Source organism: Thioprofundum lithotrophicum (genome assembly GCF_055387065.1).
The window spans coordinates 1804979-1822967 of sequence record NZ_AP042379.1 but is presented as its reverse complement, the minus strand read 5'-3'; the positions used below and the strand labels follow the sequence as shown (position 1 = coordinate 1822967).

Below are 17989 nucleotides of genomic sequence, written 5' to 3'. Positions count from 1 at the left end.
GCCCTGTCCGGTTATCGGCCGGCGCCGGTGCGGCTTCACTCCGGCAGCGGCAGGCGCTCCATGAGGTAGCACAGGCAGTCCTGCCGGATCACTTCCCGATCCAGGGTGAGCATGGAGGGCATCACCGGCGTGCGGGTCTGGATCCAGCCGGCATTGATGTCGAAGAAGCGGGGGAACACTTCCCGGCCGGCCTCGTCGGTCACCATGAAGGGTTGCAGGCCCTCGCGCAGCACCCGGCCGAAGGCGGTGCCGGCCGGCAGCTCGGTGAAGTTGAAACGGTCGATGTCCGGCAGCAGGCACAGATCCGCCCCTTCCCGATCGCCGAAGCCGAAACGCACCTCGGGCGGGATCTTCACCGTGGCCACGGTGTGAAACAAATCCACGTCGCGGTGCGTGAGGGGATGCTCGGGGAAGTGATCCAGATGCAGGCAGGCCTCGAGGAATTCGCTCACGTGGGCCTCGCCGCGCGCCTGCCCCGGCTGGCCGCATTCGACCGTGACCGCCGGGCAGCGGCTGGCCATGGCCAGCGACAGCACCGTGTCGGGCCGGATGAAGTACACCACCGTGCGGCTGAACAGCCGGGCCAGGTGCAGAAAGCGGTTCTCGAGCCGGTTGACGCAGGCGTAATGGGGATTCTTGCCGGTGTTGTTGTGCACGTCCACCGCGGCGAACCACTCGCGCCGATCCAGCTCCGCCAGCACCTGCCGGGCCAGGCGGTGCTCGGGCGCGTGCCCCTCCCCGCGCCAGATCCGGTTGTAGTCCTGCTGGCCCGGCAGCACCCGCCGGCCTTCACGGGCCGCCTGCACGTTGCCGATGAACAGGGTCAGGGCCCGGGGCAGGGGCCGGCCGGCATGCCGGGCCAGCAGCCGGCGCACCGCCTCCCAGCCGGTGGTCTCGTTGCCGTGCAGCAGCACCGAGACGAACAGCGCCGGCGTGCGCTGGCCGGGGAAGTGCAACAGGGCGGGGCCGGGCAGGATTTCGTGCAGACGGGTGGCGTCGCGCTCGAACAGGCCCGGCGGAGGGGCATCGAGGATGGTGAGGGAAATGTCGGTCATCAGAGCGTCCATTCGTGCACCGGCTGGCCGCTGTCCTGGCGCTCGAGGTAGGCGGCGGTGAGGCCCCGCATGTCCCGGCCGTGACGTTCCACCCAGGCCCGCTGCCAGGTGGCGCCGTTCTGGCCGGTGGCGTTGCGCGCGGCGATGATGCCCAGCAACTGTTCCCGATCGTCGGCCGCCACCTCCAGCCGTTCGAGGCCGGCCCGGGCCAGCGGCAGCAGGGCATCCCGGATCAGGTCCGGCAAGGGATGGGTGCGGCCGTCCTGCCAGTGGATCGCGGCCCGCAGGCCATGCCGGGCGGCGCTGTAGAAGTTGTCCCGCACCTGATTGAAGGGCAGAACCGACTCGGGCGCCACGGCCATTTCGGCCAGGCTGGTGACCAGGCCGTAATAGAAGGCCGCGTTGGCCATGGCATCGGGAATGCTGGGGCCGGTCGGCACCACCCGGTGCTCGATGCGCAGATGGGGGCGTCCCGCCGCGTCGAAACCGACCAGCGGCCGGTTCCAGCGCCAGATGGTGCCGTTGTGCAGGCGCAGATGGTGCAGTTGCGGATCGACCTCGCCCAGGTCCTCCGGCAACAGCACCGGATAGTGTTCCCGGTTCTCCTCGAACAGCTCCAGCAGCGAATGGCGCACATAACCGCTGCCGAAGGTGACCCGGCGGATGGGCCCGAAACGGGCCCCGGCATAGCCGCCCACCGCCACCGCCTGCTCGAACAGGGGGATCCGCGTCTCGTCCCACAGGTTCTTGCCGAACAGCCAGGGCGAGTTGGCGCTGATGGCCACCAGCGGCGCGGAGGCGATGAGGCTGGCGTTGTAGAGGCGCACCGCCCGCGCCGGATCCACCTGCAGATGGATCTGGAAGGAGGTGGCCGCCGCTTCCAGCATCACGTCGCGGTGGGTCACGCGCAGATGCTCGACGCCGTTGATGTCCAGCACCAGCGGCCGGCCCCGGCGCAGACGCACCACCTCCCGGTTCAGGGCCCGGTAGCGGGCCATCTGCGACATGTTGGCGAGGCTGAAATCCTCGTTCTCGGCGGTGGGCAGGATGCCGATCATGGCGATCCGGCAGTCGATCCCGGCCGCCGCCGCGCGGCAACGCTGCCAGGTGCGCGTCAGCTCGCCGTGCATGGCCGAGAAGGCGTGGCCGCGCAGGGGCTGCGGCGTGCCGTTGACCTCGAAGTTGAAGCTGGCCAGCTCGGGGCTGGCCATGGGATCGTCGAGGCGGGCGAGAAACTCGGCGTTGCGGGGCGCCGGGCGCAGCTCCGCATCCAGCAGCCAGGCCTCCAGCTCGAACCCGGCCACCGGCGCGGCATGGGCGAAGCGATCCTCGGCGAACCAGCGGGCCAGCAGGGCCGTCTCGGCCGCCAGCCGCTCGCGGTAGCGGGCGTGATCCGCCGCGTCGAAACGGCTGTGGCGGATCTCCTCACCCATGGTCCCGCTCCCCGGCCAGCAGCGCATCGAGGCCGGCCAGCCGCTCGGGGGTGCCGATGTCGAACCAGCGGCCCCGATGATGCTCGCCGCTGACCCGCCCCCCGGCCATGGCCTCGCGCAGCACCGGCGCCAGGGGCCGCCGCCCCGGAGGAAGCCCGGCGAACAGGGCCGGCGAATAGACGCCGATGCCGCTGAAGGTCAGCCGCGGCGCACCCTCGGCATGCACCCGCCCCCCTGCCAGACGAAAATCGCCCTGCGGATGCTGGGGCGGATTGTCCACCAGCACCAGGTGGGCCAGATCGCCGCCCAGCGCTGTGGGCAGGCGCGCGAAGGCGTAGTCGGTCCAGATGTCGCCGTTGACCACCAGAAACGGCGCCTCGCCCAGAAGCGGCAGGGCATTGACGATGCCGCCGGCCGTCTCCAGGGCGCCGGGCGGCTCGGGGGAATAGCGGATCTGCAGGCCGAAGCGCCCGCCATCGCCCAGGGCCGCCTCGATCCGCTCGCCCAGCCAGGCATGGTTGATCACCACCTCGGTGATGCCGGCGGCCGCCAGCGCCTGGAGATGCCACTCGATGAGCGGCCGTCCGCCCACCGCCAGCAACGGCTTGGGCGTGGTGTCGGTGAGCGGGCGCATGCGCTCGCCCCGGCCGGCGGCGAGGATCAGGGCGCGCATGGGAGTGGCGAGCGACGAGGGACGAGGGACGAGGAGATCACCGGTGCGATTCCTGCAATTGCGGAATGACCCGGGTTTCGATGAAGGCGCCGAATTCCCCGAGTTCCGGGCAGCGGCGGGCGGCTTCGCGGACGTAGCCGAGGGTGCGGGGGATGTCGTTCAGGTAACCGGGCTTGCCGTCGCGGTGGTTGAGGCGGGCGAAGATGCCGATGGCCTTGAGATGGCGCTGGACGCCCATGCGCTCGAACCAGTGCAGGAAGGTGGCGAAGTCGACGCCGTCGAGCAGGCCGTCGGCCCGCGCGCGGGCGTGGTGTTCGCGCAGCCAGGCTTCCACCCGCGCGCGGGGCCAGGCGATGTAGCAGTCGCGCAGCAGGGAGACCGCATCGTAGGTGACGGGGCCGGCCACCGCATCCTGGAAGTCGAGAATGCCGGGATTGGGTTCGCCGATCATCAGGTTGCGGGAATGGTAGTCCCGGTGCACGAAGACCACCGGCTGTTCCAGGGCGCTGGCGGCCAGGGCCTCGAAGGCGGCATCGAGCAGCGCCCGCTCGTCGTCCGACAGGCGCAGGCCGAGGTGGGTCCCCAGATACCAGTCCCGGAACAGGTGCATCTCCTGCATCAGCAGGGCCCGATCGTAGGGCGGCAGATCGGCGGTGTCGCCCGCCTGCAGGCGGCGCAGGGCCGCCAGCGCATCGCCGTAGAGCGCGTCCGCGGTGCTGTCGGTGAGCGCCGGCAGATAGGGGCGATCCCCCAGATCGGTGAGCAGCAGGAACCCCGCCTCCGCGTCCGCCGCGAGCACCTCGGGCACGTGCAGCCCCATGGCCAGGAGCCGGGCGGAGAGTCGGCGAAAAGGACCGGTATCCTCGCGCTCGGGCGGCGCATCCATGACGATGCGCGTCTCGCCGGGCAGATGCAGACGGAAATAACGGCGGAAGCTGGCATCGGCGGAGGCCGGCGTGAGACGGAAACCGCGCAGGCCGAGCGCGCCCTGCAACCATGCCTCGAGCCGGTGCCGGCGCGGATCGTCCTGATGCGCAATCGAGTTCATCGCGGCCATTATACAGATTGTCCAGCAGGGCGATCCGCGCCTGAAGCGTCGTTCCGAATTCCCGACCCCTTTCGAGATTGCACCAGTATCAAACACGCCCTTGAGGTCGGTATGTATAATCGCCGCACGACCCTGCGCACAAGCCCGTCCATGTCCGGATCCTTCCGTCTCCTCTCCCTGCTGTTGCTGCTGTTCGGCATGCCGGCCTTCGGGGCCACCCTGCCGTTGTGTGCCAGCGACCGCTATCCGGCAATTCCGGCCATCGTGCCGCCCCCGGACGATCGGATCCACATCGCCGCCGACAGCGCCACCCTGGTCCGCGACGGCGTCTCGCACCTGGAAGGCCGGGTGATGATCCGCCGCGAGCGCCTGCAACTGGAAGCGGACCGGGCCGACTACGACTACCTCACCGGCCATCTCGACGCCCGCGGCCGCATCCGCCTGCTGGCGCCGGGGCTGCTGGTGACCGGCGAGCGGATCCAGGCCCGCCTGCGCGAAGAGGAAGCCGACGTGCTGCGGGCCCGCTACTTCACCACCGAGCGGGCCAACGGCCGGGCCGAACGGCTGCAGGCCCGCGGCCCGCGCCAGCTCGACCTGGTGAGCGCCACCTTCACCACCTGCGATCCCGACTCGCCCGCCTGGGAACTGGGCGCCAGCCACATCCATCTGAACCTGGACTCGCGCCAGGGCACCGCCCGCAACGTGGTGCTGCGGGCCGGCGATCTGCCCGTGTTCTGGCTGCCCTGGATCCGCTTTCCCATCGGCGACGAACGCCTCACCGGTTTCCTGTTCCCCACCTTCGGCAACTCGGACAAGCTCGGCCTGCAGGTACAGACCCCCTTCTACTGGAACATCGCGCCCAACTACGACGCCACCATCACCCCCTGGTACATGGAAAAGCGCGGCACCCTGCTGCGCGGCCAGTTCCGCTACCTGCACCGGCGCAACCGTGGCCGGCTCGACGCCGACTGGCTGGGCGCCGATCGGGTGACCGGCAACGAACGCTGGGGCCTGCGCTGGCAGCACCGGGGCGCCCCGGCCCGCGGCTGGACCACCGAGGTCGACTACAGCGAAGTCTCCGACCCGGACTACTTCAACGACTTCGGCGCCAGCCTCGCCGTGACCAGCGTCACCCACCTGCAGCAGCGCGGCGCCATCAACTGGGCCGGGCGCAACTGGGAAGCCGGCCTGCTGGCCCAGGCCTTCCAGACCCTCAACGGCAGCCCCAGCTACGAACGCCTGCCGCAACTGCACTTCCAGAGCCACTACCCGGAACGCAACCGGCGCCTGCACTTCGGCCTGGCCGGCGAATGGGTGCGCTTCGCCCATCCGCTGCCGTCCGCCGTGCGCGGCGACCGTCTCGATCTGCGCCCCAGCCTCAGCCTGCCCGTTCGCGAGGACGCCGGCTTCGTGATACCGCGCCTGAGCTGGCGCTACACCCGCTACGCCCTCGAGAACGCCAGCCCGGGCCAGCCGACGGCCATCGCACGCACGCTGCCCACCTTCAGCCTCGACAGCGGCCTGTTCTTCGAACGCACCACCGCGAACGCCATCCAGACGCTCGAACCCCGGCTGTTCTACGTCTACACTCCCTATCGGGATCAATCGGATCTGCCGGTGTTCGACACCCGCTACCGCCCCTTCGGCATCAACGAACCGGTGCGCGAAGACTTCTTCGACGGCGTGGATCGGGTGGAAGACGCCAACCGCCTCACCGCCCTGCTCACCAGCCGCTGGCTGGACGCGGCGACCGGCGACGAACGGCTGCTGGTGAGCCTCGGCCAGATCCGCTACTTCGCCGACCGGCGCGTGACCCTCCCGGGCCAGCCGGTGGTCACCACCAGCCGCTCCAACTTCATCGCCCGCGCCGTCTACCGCCCCAACGCCCACTGGCACGCCGCCGGCGACCTGGCCTGGAACCCCGAGATCGGCGACTTCGACACCTACAACCTGCGCCTGGCCTGGACGCGGGACGGCGAACACCGCCTGCACCTGGACTACCGCAACACCCGCGACCGACTGGAAACCGCCGAAACCGGCTTCACCTGGCGGCTCACCCCCCGCTGGCGCTTCGACGGCCGCTACCTCCACGACCTGCGTGCCGATCTGGCCCTGGAAAAGACCCTCGGCGTGCGCTACGACAGCTGCTGCTGGGCCCTGGGCCTGCGCGGCCGGGAACGATTCATCAACACCTCGGTCGAACCCGAACGCAGCGTCTATTTCGAAGTGGAACTCAAGGGCCTGGCGGGGGTCAGCACCGGCCCCTGAGAGGCAACGGCGGGTGGCCCGCAAGCGTTTCCGCCGCCATCCCGCAACTTCGCTCGCCATCCCCCGACACTGTCGGCCGGCAAGCGCAGCGGAACCGGCGAAAACCGGTTTTGTCGATTGTTCTTATGATTGTTTCGGCCAATGATTTCGGGACCGCCCTTGAGGCGGGGGAGGCGTTTCGTGACACGCCGTGAATACCTCCCTGTAGGCTCGACGGCCGCATCCCTGCGGCCGACGGTCACGAAACGCCTCCCCCGCCTCAAGGGCTCCGTGCCAACATCTGATTTGTGTACCAATTTTCAACATGTCGGTAAGACGCCTTTCCACGAATGGAAATGTCAGATACCAGACCGGAGGCCACACCACTCGGGTTAGGCGCCGCATTTCGTGGCCCCGCAGCGCCCTGTGCTATGATGACCACCCTTTCGTTTTCACCTGCCCGTTCATGATGTCACGCCTGTTTTCCGTCCTGCTGCTCGCCCTGCTGGCCCTGCCGGCGGCGGCGAAGATCGTCGAGGAGATCGACCACATCGTGGCCGTGGTCAACGACGACGTGATCACCGCCACCGAGCTCGAGCGCCAACTGCGGATGATCAAGACCCGCCTGCAACGCCAGCAGACCCGTCTGCCGCCGGATCCCGTGCTGCGCAAACAGGTGCTCGACCAGATGATCATGGAACAGCTGCAGTTGCAGGAAGCCGCGCGCATCGGCATCCGCATCGACGACGAAACCGTCAACCGGGTGATCGCCGGCATCGCCCGTGACAACAACCTGACCCTCGAACAGTTCCGCCAGGTGCTGACCCGCGACGGCTTCGACTTCGCCAGCTACCGGGAACAGATCCGCAACAGCCTCACCATCAACCAGCTGCGCAAGCAGCGGGTGGAAAGCCGGATCAACGTCAGCGAACGGGAAGTGGCCAACTACCTGACCAACCAGGCCAACCGCAAGGGCCACGACGACGACTACCGCCTGGCCCACATCCTCGTGGCCCTGCCCGAGGCCGCCTCGCCCGAGCAGATCGCCGCGGCCCGCAGGAAGGCCGAGGCCATCCACCAGCGACTCGAGGCCGGGGCCGACTTCACCCAGACCGCCATCGCCGAATCCAACGCCCCCGACGCCCTCCAGGGCGGCGACCTCGGCTGGCGCAAGGCCGGCCAGTTGCCGTCGCTGTTCGCCGACGTGGTGCGCAAGCTGCAGCCGGGCCAGATCAGCGACGTGATCCGCAGCCCCTCCGGCTTCCATATCGTCAAGCTGATCGACAAGCGCAGCCGCGAGGACCGCCACGTGGTCCAGCAGACCCTGGCCCGGCACATCCTCATCAAGCCCGACGAGATGACCTCCAGCGAAGCCGCCCATGCCGAACTGCTGCGCATCCGCGAGCGCCTGGAAGCCGGCGCCGACTTCGGCGAGATCGCCCGCGCCGTCTCCGACGACACCGCCTCCGCCGCCGAGGGCGGCAGCCTCGGCTGGGTCAGTCCCGGCACCATGGTGCCGCGCTTCGAGGAAGAGATGAACCGGCTCCAGCCCGGCCAGATCAGCCAGCCCTTCCAGACCCGCTTCGGCTGGCACATCGTGCAGGTGATGGCCCGGCGCCAGCACGACGACACCGAAGCCTGGGAGCGGCAACAGGCCCGGCGCCTGATCGCCAAGCGCAAGATCGACATCGCCATGCACAACTGGCTGCGCGAACTGCGCAGCACCGCCTACGTGGAATACCGGCTCAACCAGTGACCGCCCCTGCGCCGCCCATCGCCGTCACCCCCGGCGAACCGGCCGGCGTGGGCCCCGATCTGCTCCTGCAGATCGCGGCCCGGGACTGGCCCGCGCCGCTGGTGGCCATCGCCGATCCCGAACTGCTCGACGCCCGCGCCCGGCAACTGAATCTCGCCATCCGGCTCACCGACTTCCACGGCGACTGCCGCGAACACCGCGCCGGCGAACTGCCGGTGATCCCCGTGCCCCTGGCCGTCCCCGCCGAAGCGGGCAAACCCGATCCGGCCAACGCCGACTACGTGCTGGAAACCCTGCGCCGCGCCACCCTCGGCTGCCGCAACCACGTGTTCGGCGCCCTGGTCACCGGCCCCGTGCACAAGGGCGTGATCAACGAGGCCGGCCAGCCCTTCACCGGCCACACCGAATTCCTCGCCGAACTCACCGGCACCGCACAGGTGCTGATGGTGCTGGCCGCCCCCGGCCTGCGCGTGGCCCTGGCCACCACCCATCTGCCCCTGACCGAAGTGGCCGCCAGCCTCGATCCCGATCGCCTGACCACTACCCTGCAACTGCTGCACGACGGCCTGCGCCGCCACTTCGGCATCGAACGCCCCCGGATCCGCGTGCTCGGCCTCAACCCCCATGCCGGCGAGGATGGCCACCTGGGCCGCGAAGAGATCGAAATCATCACCCCGGTGCTCGACCGCCTGCGCAACGCCGGCATGGATCTGGAAGGCCCCGTCCCCGCCTGCACCGCCTTCAACCCCGACCGCCTCGCCGACTGCGACGCCGTCCTGGCCATGTACCACGACCAGGGCCTGCCCGTGCTCAAGCACCTCGGCTTCGGCCGGGCCGTCAACATCACCTTCGGCCTGCCCTTCGTGCGCACCTCCGTCGACCACGGCACCGCCTGCGAACTGGCCGCCACCGGCCGCGCCGACCCCGGCAGCCTCACCGCCGCCATCGAAACCGCCATTGCCATGACCGGGCTGGAGGCGCCGAACGCGTCCTCTGCAAATGACACGGAGGTCACGGAGACACGGAGAACACAGAGAGCGAGCGATGCCGATTCTGCATAACAGCAGTGCGTAGGGTGGCTCAAGCGTAGCGGAGCCGCCATCTCGGGATGACACGATTTTTTTCGCCGGCTCCGCTACGCTTGAGCCGGCCTACATCCGCCCCACACCGGTACCGTTTGTGTCAGCACAAATTCGAGAGGTTTAATATCATCACTCGTCCACTCAGAGCCCTCTGCGTTTCTTACACCTCATCCTTCGAAGCCCCCATGAACGCCGCCCGGATCGCCGCCGCCGCCGCGTCCAGATCGATGGCCGTCATCTCCTCCTCCCCGGCCGTCGCCGGCGGGCAGAAGGCCAGGCGGTTTGCGGGGCGGTTGAGGGTCTGCCAGCGCAGGGCGGTGGCGGAGCGGCGGCGGGTGTAGAAGGCGGCGGTGGGCCGGTCGAGGGCGCCGGCGATGTGCAGGGGGCCGGTGGAGCCGCTGATGAACAGATCGGCGAGGTCCAGCACCCGGGCGAAGGCCTCCAGCCCCTCGCGGGAGACGTGCACCACCGGCGCAAGTTCCGGGATCCGCGCGGCCAGGTCCCGGGCCCGGGCCTCCTCGCCGGGCCCGGCGGTGATCACCACCTGCCAGGGGGAGGGGGGCGCCAGCTTGCGCAACAGTTCGGCGTACCGGGTCACGTTCAGGTTGGCCGCCGAGCCGCCGTGGCCGGGATGCACGAACAGCAGCCGGGCATCTTCCGCGAGTTCATGGCGGGCCAGGAAATCGCGGCGCGTGGCCGCCCGTTCCGCTGCGGAAAAACGCAGGCAGGGCGGCGTCGGCAGGGGCGGCAGCGGCACGCCGATGGCCGCCAGGCAGGCCTCGGCCAGCTCCCGGTTGTAGACGTGCTCGGGCTTTTCCGACCGCGAGCGGCGCTGGCGGATCCGGCGGTTGAAGAAGATCTGAGCCAGCTTGGTGGCCGGCGCCAGGCGCAGGGGAATGCCGGCCAGCCACAGGGCGATGGCGATGCGGGTGCTGGAAAACAGCACCACCGCCGCCTCGTAGCGCGCGGCGCGCAACTGCCTCGCCAGCGCCAGGGTGTTGCGCCAGCCGGGCCCCGGATCCCGCACAATGCCGTCGATGGTGCCGAAGCGGGCCGCCATGGGCGCCGTGTAGTCCTGCACCAGGGCGTCGATGCGTGCCCCGGGCAGGGCCGCGCGCAGCAGGGCGAAGGCGGGACAGGTGAGCATGAAGTCCCCCAGCTTGTCGTTGCGCACCACCAGGATGCGCCGCCCCGCTCCGCTCACCTGAACATCCCCACCAGCCAGAACAGGCCGAACAGCAGCGGCTGGTGCACCACGTAGATGGCCAGGCCATGCCTGCCCGCCAGGGCCAGGCCGCGGCTCAAGGGATCGTCGCGCCGCCACTCGCGCACCCCGGCCAGCGCCGGCCAGCGCCGCAGGCCATGGCCGAGAAAGATCCCGACCAGCACCACGCCCAGCCACGGGATCACCGGCACGTAATCCTCGGTAAAGGGCTTGTGGGTCATCAGGCCAATCCAGTGCAGCCAGGGCTGATTGAACAGCGGATGGCTGAACACCTGGTCCAGCACGATGAGCCCGATCCCCAGCCCCAGGGCCAGGCGCGGCCGATCCACGAAAGGCAGGGCCGCAACGCTGGCGAAGGCGATGAAGTGCAGGATGCCGAACACGATGACCCGCTGCGGATTGCTCACGTAGCTGGCCGCGGTGATGGCCAGGGCGAAGAACACCAGCAGGCCCAGGCGCCGGAAATAGCGGGGCCAGCGCATCCCGCCCCGCGAGGCCAGCACCAGCGACACCCCGACCAGCGAAAGGAACAGGCTGACGATCAGCGTGCGCAGATTGAGCCAGAAAGGATCCCGGTAGAAATCGAAATCCGCATAGCCGAAATGCCACAGATCCCAACTGAAGTGGAAATACACCATCAGCGCGATGGCGACGCCGCGCAGGATGTCGATGGTCTGATAGCGGGTCTTGACGGTCATGGGCAGCGCCATTCTGACAGAAACCGGCGGTCTGCGGCGAGCCTGAATCCTTCTCCCAAATGTCGGTCGGCCTTCAGGCCGAGCTGCGAGGGGGATACACGGATACATAACTGTTTCAGGATATAGATCAAGCTTGGCTACAGGCACGAAGCCCTCATGGCTGGAGGGGGTGGCGTGACCTTCGGCCGCAGGGATGCGGCCGTAGAGCCTACAGGGAAGTATTCACGGCGTGTCACGCCACCCCCTCCAGCCATGAGGGCGGCCTCAGCCCGGGTATCCAGCAACAAAATAACGCATATTTCGGATCAGATATTTATCAGGCTGTCATTGCCCGTCCTCCGCGCCGGCGGGGAGGTCGACCTCTACCAACGGCTACTCTTTTGCCCCCGGCTCCGGTATCTTGTAGCCCTGTCTTCGTCCCCGTTCCCGCCATGTCCCACCGCCCCCGCAAGCGCTTCGGCCAGAACTTCCTGCACGATCCCGGCGTGATCCGGCGCATCACTGAGGCCATCGCCCCCCGCCCCGGCGAGGCCATGGTCGAGATCGGGCCCGGCCAGGGCGCCCTCACCTGCGAGCTGCTGCCCCGCCTCGGCAGGCTGGACGTGGTGGAGCTGGATCGGGATCTCGTCCGCCCCCTGTCCGAGCGCTGCGGCAGCCTCGGCGAGCTGCGCATCCACCAGGCCGACGCCCTGAAGTTCGACTTCCGCCCCCTGGCGCCAGGCCCCCATGCCCTGCGGGTGGTGGGCAACCTGCCCTACAACATCTCCACCCCCCTGCTGTTCCACCTCATCGATCAGATCGAGATCATCCGCGACATGCACTTCATGCTGCAGAAGGAAGTGGTGGAACGCCTGGTGGCCCGGCCCGGCAGCCACGCCTGGGGACGGCTGGCGATCATGGTCCAGTACCACTGCGCCACCGAGATGCTGTTCACCGTGGGCCCCGGCGCCTTCCGCCCGGCGCCGAAGGTGGAATCGGCGGTGGTGCGGCTGGTGCCCCACGACACCCCGCCGGTGGACGTGGACGCGGCGCGCCTGAAACGGGTGGTGGCCCAGGCCTTCGCCCACCGGCGCAAGACCCTGCGCAACAACCTGCGCGGCCTCCTCGAACCCGAGGCCATCGCCGCCCTCGGCATCGACCCCGGCCTGCGCCCCGAACGCCTCACCCTGGAACAGTTCGCCGCCCTGGCCAGGGCCCTTGACGGGCAGGAGCGAGGGTCGGGAGACGAGGGACAAGGGTAGGAGAAGCGGCCCCCTCGCCGCGATTCCCGACCGACCTCACCCACCCGGATTCAACTCCCCCGCCCCCGGGCCGCTATTACCGGTATCGACCGACACCGGATCCCGCCGTCATGGATGCCGACGACCACAACGCCCTGCTGCTGTTCCGGGTCGGCCCGGTGTGCTGCTGCGCGCCGAGCCGGCCGGTGGCGGCCGTGGTCACGCCGCCGCCCCTGCACCGGCCGCCGGGCACCGACGCCCTCCATCCGGGCGTCTTCCGCCATGTCAGCGGCCTGGTGCGCGTACTGGATCTGCGCATCGGCTTCGGCACCCCCGCGGAGGACAATGCCGCCTCGCGGATCATCGTCGCCGACGTGGCCGGCGCGCCCACCGGCTTTGCGGTGGACGAAATCCTCGACGTGCTGGCCTGGCCGAAGGAAGGCTGGGGAAACCTGCCGCCCCTGGTGCCGCGCCGCCTGTTCCGCGGCACCCTCGAACACGGAGGCCGGCTGTACCTCTACACGGAATTCGCCCGCCTGAACGGCATCGACGCGCCGGGGATCCTGCACGGCTACCTGCAAGGCCTCGACCGCCCCGCTGCCTCTGCATCGGCGGCGGCCGCCCCTGACACGCCCCCCTCGCCCGCGCCGGCAGGCGCGCCTCCCGATCCCTCCGCCACGGCAGCGGACAGACGCCCGGCGGCTGCCCGCCCGGCCCCATCGGCCGTACCGCGGTCCGTCCCTGCCGAGCGCCCTGCGGCACCGGCCCGCCCCTCCGCCGTACCGGCGCCGACCCGCAAACGATCGCGCGCCCCCGCCGAAGGGGAGCGCGCCGCCCGCCCGGCACCGCAGCGCCCGCCCGAACGGCCGCGAACCCCGGCGCCGGCCGCGACCCACCGGCCGCCCCCCGCGCAACTGGCCCCGTCCCCCCCTGTCGCCAGCCGGCCTCGGCCGGTCGGAACGAATACGCCTGCACCCCGACTCAATACCGAAAGCGAGCACTCACCATCATCGCCTTCGCCGCCGAGCAGACAGCCCGAGGCGCTTTCCGGCGGGGGAGCGGGCTGGCTGCTCGGCGGCGCGTTGCTGCTGGTCCTCGGTCTTGCCGGCTGGCTGGGCCGCGGCGCCTGGGTGGAGAACGAGCCGCCAACGGTGGCCCTTTCCCTGCCCACATCCGCGGCGCTCGCGCCCGTGCCGGAGCCACCGTCCCCGGTGCCGGAAACCCGCCAGGAAATCCCTGACCCGGCGGACCGGGATCTCGAACCGGCACGCCCCGCCGAGAGGGCATCCGACACGCCCGATTCGGAAGCACCGCAAGCCCCGCCCCCGGCACGCCCCGCCTACCGGGCCGAAATCCACAAGGACAGCCAGGGCATCACCCTGGTTCTCCACCAGCCGCGCGCACCGCAAGCCGGCCCGCCGGCTGCGGCGCCCCGGCCCCCGGCACCGGCGGCCGGGACCACCCCGCCATCCTCGCCGCCGGTCGAAGCACCGCCCCCGCCGGAGGCCGCCACGACGCCTCCACCGCCGCGCCGGCCCCCCGAAGCCGTCCACGTGCAGCGCGAGATCGTGCACATCGTGGTCAGGGGCGACACCCTCTGGGACATCGCCGCCCGCTACGTCCACGACCCCTTCCGCTATCCCGAACTGGCGCGCCTGAGCCGGATCCGCAACCCCGACCTCATCTACCCCGGCGACCGGGTGCGGATCCTCGTGGTGCGGGACTGACCCGGACATTGCCCTTCACGCGGGTCGGCCTGAAGGCCGACCTACGAGGACTTGTCCGCGCGGCCCCGGCCGGGCAATACTGCCGGCCATGAGCGAAGACGTTCTGCTGTGCCGCGATCTGCCTGCGGGCGCCCTGGCAGCGCTGCTCGCGCCCTGGCGACTGAAGGTGGTCACCGTCCCCGACCACGAACCCCTGCCCGGCAGCTTCTGGGGCGATCCGGAAGCCGGCCTGATCGGCGATCGCCTCTACGTGCGCCCCGTCACGCCGGTGCAATCGGCCCTGCACGAGGCCTGCCATTACCTCTGCATGGATGCCGAACGCCGCGCCCGCCTGCACACCGACGCCGGCGGCGGCTACGACGAGGAAAACGGCGTCTGCTATCTGCAAATCCTCCTCGCCGACGCGCTGCCGGGCATGGGGCGGGAGCGAATGCTCACCGACATGGACCGCTGGGGATACAGTTTCCGTCTCGGCTCGGCCCGCGCCTGGTTCGAGAACGACGCCGAGGACGCCCGCCAATGGCTGCGCGATCACGGCCTCATCGACGCACGGGACACCCCCACCGGCCACCTGCGCCAGGACTGAGCCCCGGTTCAAGTCGTCCACCCCGCTGCCGATAGAGATCCCGCACCTGCCTGGAGAAATGCCCATGTCCTTCGAAAGCATTCACAACTACTACGAGCAGCGGGTTCTCGAAGCCCTGCTGGCCGGCCCCGAGGGCCTGCAGAGCAGCGACGACGACTACCTCAGCGACATCGCCTGCGTGGCCCTCAACCAGCTTCCGGCCCGCTACGTCCGGCACAACGTGGATCTGATCTTCTACATGACCCCGGAAGAACGCGAACGCATGGACGAAGACGTGGCCCGCGCCGTGCGCACGGCCATCGACTACGTCAACCAGCATCGCGACGACGAACGGCCGCAGACCATCTCGGTCTGATATGCTCTTCCCTCCCCAGCCGGAAACCGATCCCATGAGCCTCGACAAGACCCGTTACAACACCCAGGTGGAAGTGGAGACCCGCTACCTGCCCGATCAGTCCGATCCGGCGCAGAACCGCTACGTCTTCGCCTATACCATCACCATCGTCAACCAGGGCTCGGTGGCGGCCAAACTGCTCACCCGCCACTGGATCATCACCGACGCCGAAGGCAAGGTGCAGGAAGTGCGCGGCGAAGGCGTAGTGGGCGAACAGCCCTACCTCAAGCCCGGCGACGGCTTCCGCTACACCAGCGGCACCATCCTCGAAACCCCCATCGGCAGCATGCAGGGCAGCTACCAGATGATCGCCGACGACGGCACCGAATTCGACGCCGAAATCCCCCCCTTCAACCTGGCCGTCCCCAACACCCTGCATTGACGGCAGCGCAAAGAGGACAAACGGAACCTTCCCACTGTTCCTTCCCTTTTTCCTCTTGTATCTTTCCTCCATGCTGAAACACAGCTACACGCTGCTCGCGCCCCTCTACGATCGGCTGGTGGCCCGCGCCTCCGAGCCCATGCGCCGCCGCTCGCTGGCGCGGCTGGGTGACGTGCAGGGCAAGCAGATCCTCCTGACCGGCGTCGGCTCCGGGCTGGATCTGCCCCATCTGCCCGAGGGCGGGCACTACACCGGCCTCGACCTCACGCCGGCCATGCTGCGCCGGGCCCGCCGCCGGATCCCCCTCAACCGCCACGTGGAACTGGTGGAAGGCGATGCCATGGCCCTGCCCTTCGCCGCCGAGCGCTTCGACATCGTGATCATGCACCTGATCCTGGCGGTGGTGCCCGAGCCCGCCGACGCCCTGCGCGAGGCGGCCCGCGTGCTCCGGCCCGGCGGCCGCGTCCTGATCCTCGACAAGTTCCTGCGCCCCGGCCAGCTCGCCCCCCTGCGGCGCCTGCTCAACCCCCTCATCCGCCACCTCGCCACCCGCACCGACGTGGTCTTCGAACACCTGCTGCCGCTGGCCCCCTCCCTGCGGGTCATGGCCGACGAACCCGCCGTCCCCGGCGGCTGGTTCCGGCACATCGAACTGCACAAGCGCCTGTAAAAGGCAGAGGAAAGGGGAAAGAGACAAGCGCAGGCGCTTGTCTCCTTCCGCTTGCCTCTTGTATCTTGCCCGAATGCCCACTTACGCCATCGGCGACCTCCAGGGTTGCCAGCCTTCCCTGCGCGAACTGCTCGAGCACATCGGTTTCGATCCGGATCGGGACCGGCTGTGGCTGGTGGGCGATCTGGTCAGCCGGGGTCCCGAATCGCTGGAGACGCTGCGCTTCGTGCGCAACCTGGGCAAGGCGGCCGTGTGCGTGCTGGGCAATCACGATCTGCATCTGCTGGCCATTCATGCCGGTGTGCGCGAGACCCGCGACCGGGGCCTGAAGGCCATCCTCAAGGCGCCGGACGGCGACGCCCTGATCGACTGGCTGCGCCGGCGGCCGCTGCTGCACCACGATCCGCGCCTCGACGCGACCCTGGTCCATGCCGGCGTGCATCCGGCCTGGACGCTGGAGGAGGCGCAGGCACGGGCGGCCGAACTGCAGGAAATCCTCGCCGGCCCGCGCTGGACCGCCTTCCTGCACCGCATGTACGGCAACCTGCCGGATCGCTGGGACCCCGGCCTGCGCGGCTGGGACCGCCTGCGCTTCATCTGCAACAGCTTCACCCGCATGCGCTACCTGCACCCCGACGGCCGCCTCAACCTGGCCGACAACGGCGCCCCCGGCACCCAGCCCGAAGGCGATCTGCCCTGGTTCGACTTCCCCCGCCGCGCCATGGCCGGCCGGCGCATCGTCTTCGGCCACTGGTCCACCCTGGGCCTCGTGCAACGCCCCGACCTCCTCGCCCTCGACACCGGCTGCGTCTGGGGCGGCCGCCTCACCGCCGCCCGCCTGGATTCCGACGGCACCGAAATCCACCAGGTGCAATGCCCGGCCTATCGCAAGCCGTGGTAGACGCAAGGCGGGAGAGAACCCCACGCAAACGGATCATTCGTGCAGGAGCGGCGCAAGCCGCGATGATCGGCACCAGAAAAAGCCAAGGACCAGGTGATGCAGGCCTGGCTCAAGTTTTTTGCCGGCTCCGCTGCGCTTGAGCCGGCCTACGGGCTACCCGGTTTTTACGAACAGGACCTTTGCGTTGGATTTTCCGGGCACAAGGCTACGCCCGTTTTCGCTCCAGGATCACGAAGCTGATGTCGTGAGGGTTCTCCGCATCCGCAGGACGATCCTCCCGGTACACCTCCTGCCACTCGGCCGGATCGAAGGGCGGAAACCAGGCGTCGCCCTGGATGTCCGCGTGCACGAAAGTCAGATACAGCCGGTCGGCGCGGGGCAGCATCTGTTCATAGAAGGAGGCGCCGCCGATGATCATCACCTCCTCCGCCTCGCCCGCCGCCTGCAGCGCCGCGTCGATGTCGTGCACCACCACGGCGCCCTCGGCGCGGTAGGCCGGATCGCGGGTGATCACGATGTTCAGCCGCTCCGGCAGCGGCTTCGCCCCGAAGGACTCGAAGGTCTTGCGCCCCATCACGATGGGCTTGCCCAGCGTATGCCGCCGGAACCAGCGCATGTCCGCCGGCAGCTTCCAGGGCAGCCGGTTCTCGATGCCGATCACGCGATCGTCCGTCATGGCGGCGATAAGAGCGATACGTAGCGTCATGGTTCAAGGGAGAGTGTAATGAACACGGAGGGCACGGAGACACGGAGATCACGGAGTATTTTGTTTGATCCAGGCGCAAATGGATCAGTGTCGTTGCCCACATGTAAAGAAGAATAAACGGCACCTTCATCTCCGTGCCCTCCGTGTCTCCGTGCCCTCCGTGTTGCTTCCACCAGTCGTGATTTC

General features: G+C 69.3%; 17 protein-coding genes. 10 read left to right on the top strand and 7 right to left on the bottom strand.

Features of this window, described 5'->3' with window-relative positions:
- Positions 1 to 35: 35 nt before the first annotated feature.
- The 4 genes from ACZ5BH_RS08575 to ACZ5BH_RS08560 are packed head-to-tail and all read right to left on the bottom strand — an operon-like array spanning position 36 to position 4218.
- Positions 36 to 1055, bottom strand: a complete 1020-nt coding sequence (locus ACZ5BH_RS08575; RefSeq protein ID WP_464888841.1) for a M14 family metallopeptidase — start codon at positions 1053 to 1055, stop codon at positions 36 to 38.
- On the bottom strand, positions 1055 to 2488 hold the full coding sequence (locus ACZ5BH_RS08570) for a glutamate-cysteine ligase family protein (protein WP_464888840.1): 1434 nt from the start codon (positions 2486 to 2488) through the stop codon (positions 1055 to 1057). The genes ACZ5BH_RS08575 and ACZ5BH_RS08570 overlap by 1 nt, the downstream gene beginning before the upstream one ends.
- Positions 2481 to 3161 carry an N-acetylmuramate alpha-1-phosphate uridylyltransferase MurU gene (murU, locus tag ACZ5BH_RS08565; protein WP_464888839.1) on the bottom strand — a complete coding sequence of 227 codons (681 nt, stop codon included), beginning with the start codon at positions 3159 to 3161 and terminating at the stop codon, positions 2481 to 2483. Before murU ends, ACZ5BH_RS08570 begins: the two co-directional genes overlap by 8 nt.
- 37 nt (positions 3162 to 3198) lie before the next feature.
- A complete protein-coding gene (locus ACZ5BH_RS08560) occupies positions 3199 to 4218 on the bottom strand; it encodes an aminoglycoside phosphotransferase family protein (RefSeq protein ID WP_464888838.1) in 1020 nt (339 codons plus the stop codon).
- Between the two features lie 141 nt (positions 4219 to 4359).
- Between ACZ5BH_RS08560 and ACZ5BH_RS08555 the strand changes: the two genes are divergently transcribed.
- The 3 genes from ACZ5BH_RS08555 to pdxA all read left to right on the top strand — a co-directional run bounded on the left by ACZ5BH_RS08555 (position 4360) and on the right by pdxA (position 9273).
- The gene (locus ACZ5BH_RS08555) at positions 4360 to 6477 is read left to right on the top strand and encodes an LPS-assembly protein LptD (protein WP_464888837.1); all 2118 of its coding nucleotides are present in this window, start codon (positions 4360 to 4362) and stop codon (positions 6475 to 6477) included.
- Between the two features lie 448 nt (positions 6478 to 6925).
- Positions 6926 to 8212, top strand: coding sequence for a peptidylprolyl isomerase (locus ACZ5BH_RS08550; protein WP_464891210.1), 1287 nt, complete (start codon positions 6926 to 6928; stop codon positions 8210 to 8212).
- The gene (gene pdxA, locus ACZ5BH_RS08545) at positions 8209 to 9273 is read left to right on the top strand and encodes a 4-hydroxythreonine-4-phosphate dehydrogenase PdxA (protein WP_464888836.1); all 1065 of its coding nucleotides are present in this window, start codon (positions 8209 to 8211) and stop codon (positions 9271 to 9273) included. Before ACZ5BH_RS08550 ends, pdxA begins: the two co-directional genes overlap by 4 nt.
- A 181-nt stretch (positions 9274 to 9454) precedes the next feature.
- On the opposite strand, the gene ACZ5BH_RS08540 is transcribed toward pdxA, so the two are convergent.
- The gene (locus tag ACZ5BH_RS08540; RefSeq protein ID WP_464888835.1) at positions 9455 to 10498 is read right to left on the bottom strand and encodes a glycosyltransferase family 9 protein; all 1044 of its coding nucleotides are present in this window, start codon (positions 10496 to 10498) and stop codon (positions 9455 to 9457) included.
- Positions 10495 to 11217, bottom strand: a complete 723-nt coding sequence (locus ACZ5BH_RS08535) for an acetyltransferase domain-containing protein (protein ID WP_464888834.1) — start codon at positions 11215 to 11217, stop codon at positions 10495 to 10497. The genes ACZ5BH_RS08540 and ACZ5BH_RS08535 overlap by 4 nt, the downstream gene beginning before the upstream one ends.
- Before the next feature lie 431 nt (positions 11218 to 11648).
- On the opposite strand from ACZ5BH_RS08535, the gene rsmA reads away from it, so the two are divergent.
- The 7 genes from rsmA to ACZ5BH_RS08500 all read left to right on the top strand — a co-directional run bounded on the left by rsmA (position 11649) and on the right by ACZ5BH_RS08500 (position 17097).
- Entirely contained in the window at positions 11649 to 12458 is an 810-nt protein-coding gene (rsmA, locus tag ACZ5BH_RS08530; RefSeq protein ID WP_464888833.1) for a 16S rRNA (adenine(1518)-N(6)/adenine(1519)-N(6))-dimethyltransferase RsmA, read from the top strand.
- A gap of 110 nt (positions 12459 to 12568) precedes the next feature.
- Positions 12569 to 14164, top strand: a complete 1596-nt coding sequence (locus ACZ5BH_RS08525) for a chemotaxis protein CheW (RefSeq protein WP_464888832.1) — start codon at positions 12569 to 12571, stop codon at positions 14162 to 14164.
- 88 nt (positions 14165 to 14252) lie between these two features.
- Positions 14253 to 14750, top strand: coding sequence for a hypothetical protein (locus ACZ5BH_RS08520; protein WP_464888831.1), 498 nt, complete (start codon positions 14253 to 14255; stop codon positions 14748 to 14750).
- Between the two features lie 64 nt (positions 14751 to 14814).
- Positions 14815 to 15105, top strand: coding sequence for a late competence development ComFB family protein (locus tag ACZ5BH_RS08515; RefSeq protein ID WP_464888830.1), 291 nt, complete (start codon positions 14815 to 14817; stop codon positions 15103 to 15105).
- Between the two features lie 34 nt (positions 15106 to 15139).
- Complete coding sequence (gene apaG, locus ACZ5BH_RS08510) at positions 15140 to 15526, top strand: Co2+/Mg2+ efflux protein ApaG (RefSeq protein ID WP_464888829.1); 387 nt, start codon at positions 15140 to 15142, stop codon at positions 15524 to 15526.
- A gap of 70 nt (positions 15527 to 15596) precedes the next feature.
- Positions 15597 to 16196 (top strand): class I SAM-dependent methyltransferase, encoded by a 600-nt coding sequence (locus ACZ5BH_RS08505; protein WP_464888828.1) that lies wholly within the window; start codon positions 15597 to 15599, stop codon positions 16194 to 16196.
- Positions 16197 to 16269: 73 nt separating this feature from the next.
- Positions 16270 to 17097: a symmetrical bis(5'-nucleosyl)-tetraphosphatase gene (locus ACZ5BH_RS08500; RefSeq protein WP_464888827.1), complete on the top strand. Its 828-nt coding sequence runs from the start codon at positions 16270 to 16272 to the stop codon at positions 17095 to 17097.
- Positions 17098 to 17302: 205 nt separating this feature from the next.
- Here the strand turns inward: ACZ5BH_RS08500 and folA are convergent, their stop codons facing one another.
- Positions 17303 to 17773, bottom strand: coding sequence for a type 3 dihydrofolate reductase (gene folA, locus ACZ5BH_RS08495; protein ID WP_464888826.1), 471 nt, complete (start codon positions 17771 to 17773; stop codon positions 17303 to 17305).
- Positions 17774 to 17989: the final 216 nt, after the last annotated feature.

Excerpts from the sequence above, each read along its gene's own strand:
- ACZ5BH_RS08525 (WP_464888832.1), top strand. The coding sequence starts at position 12,569 with ATGGATGCCGACGACCACAACGCCCTGCTGCTGTTCCGGGTCGGCCCG.
- apaG (WP_464888829.1), top strand. The coding sequence starts at position 15,140 with ATGAGCCTCGACAAGACCCGTTACAACACCCAGGTGGAAGTGGAGACC.
- murU (WP_464888839.1), bottom strand. The coding sequence starts at position 3,161 with ATGCGCGCCCTGATCCTCGCCGCCGGCCGGGGCGAGCGCATGCGCCCG.
- folA (WP_464888826.1), bottom strand. The coding sequence starts at position 17,773 with ATGACGGACGATCGCGTGATCGGCATCGAGAACCGGCTGCCCTGGAAG.
- ACZ5BH_RS08520 (WP_464888831.1), top strand. The coding sequence starts at position 14,253 with ATGAGCGAAGACGTTCTGCTGTGCCGCGATCTGCCTGCGGGCGCCCTG.
- ACZ5BH_RS08570 (WP_464888840.1), bottom strand. The coding sequence starts at position 2,488 with ATGGGTGAGGAGATCCGCCACAGCCGTTTCGACGCGGCGGATCACGCC.
- ACZ5BH_RS08560 (WP_464888838.1), bottom strand. The coding sequence starts at position 4,218 with ATGGCCGCGATGAACTCGATTGCGCATCAGGACGATCCGCGCCGGCAC.
- ACZ5BH_RS08500 (WP_464888827.1), top strand. The coding sequence starts at position 16,270 with ATGCCCACTTACGCCATCGGCGACCTCCAGGGTTGCCAGCCTTCCCTG.
- ACZ5BH_RS08550 (WP_464891210.1), top strand. The coding sequence starts at position 6,926 with ATGTCACGCCTGTTTTCCGTCCTGCTGCTCGCCCTGCTGGCCCTGCCG.
- ACZ5BH_RS08575 (WP_464888841.1), bottom strand. The coding sequence starts at position 1,055 with ATGACCGACATTTCCCTCACCATCCTCGATGCCCCTCCGCCGGGCCTG.
- ACZ5BH_RS08555 (WP_464888837.1), top strand. The coding sequence starts at position 4,360 with ATGTCCGGATCCTTCCGTCTCCTCTCCCTGCTGTTGCTGCTGTTCGGC.
- ACZ5BH_RS08515 (WP_464888830.1), top strand. The coding sequence starts at position 14,815 with ATGTCCTTCGAAAGCATTCACAACTACTACGAGCAGCGGGTTCTCGAA.
- rsmA (WP_464888833.1), top strand. The coding sequence starts at position 11,649 with ATGTCCCACCGCCCCCGCAAGCGCTTCGGCCAGAACTTCCTGCACGAT.
- ACZ5BH_RS08505 (WP_464888828.1), top strand. The coding sequence starts at position 15,597 with ATGCTGAAACACAGCTACACGCTGCTCGCGCCCCTCTACGATCGGCTG.
- ACZ5BH_RS08535 (WP_464888834.1), bottom strand. The coding sequence starts at position 11,217 with ATGACCGTCAAGACCCGCTATCAGACCATCGACATCCTGCGCGGCGTC.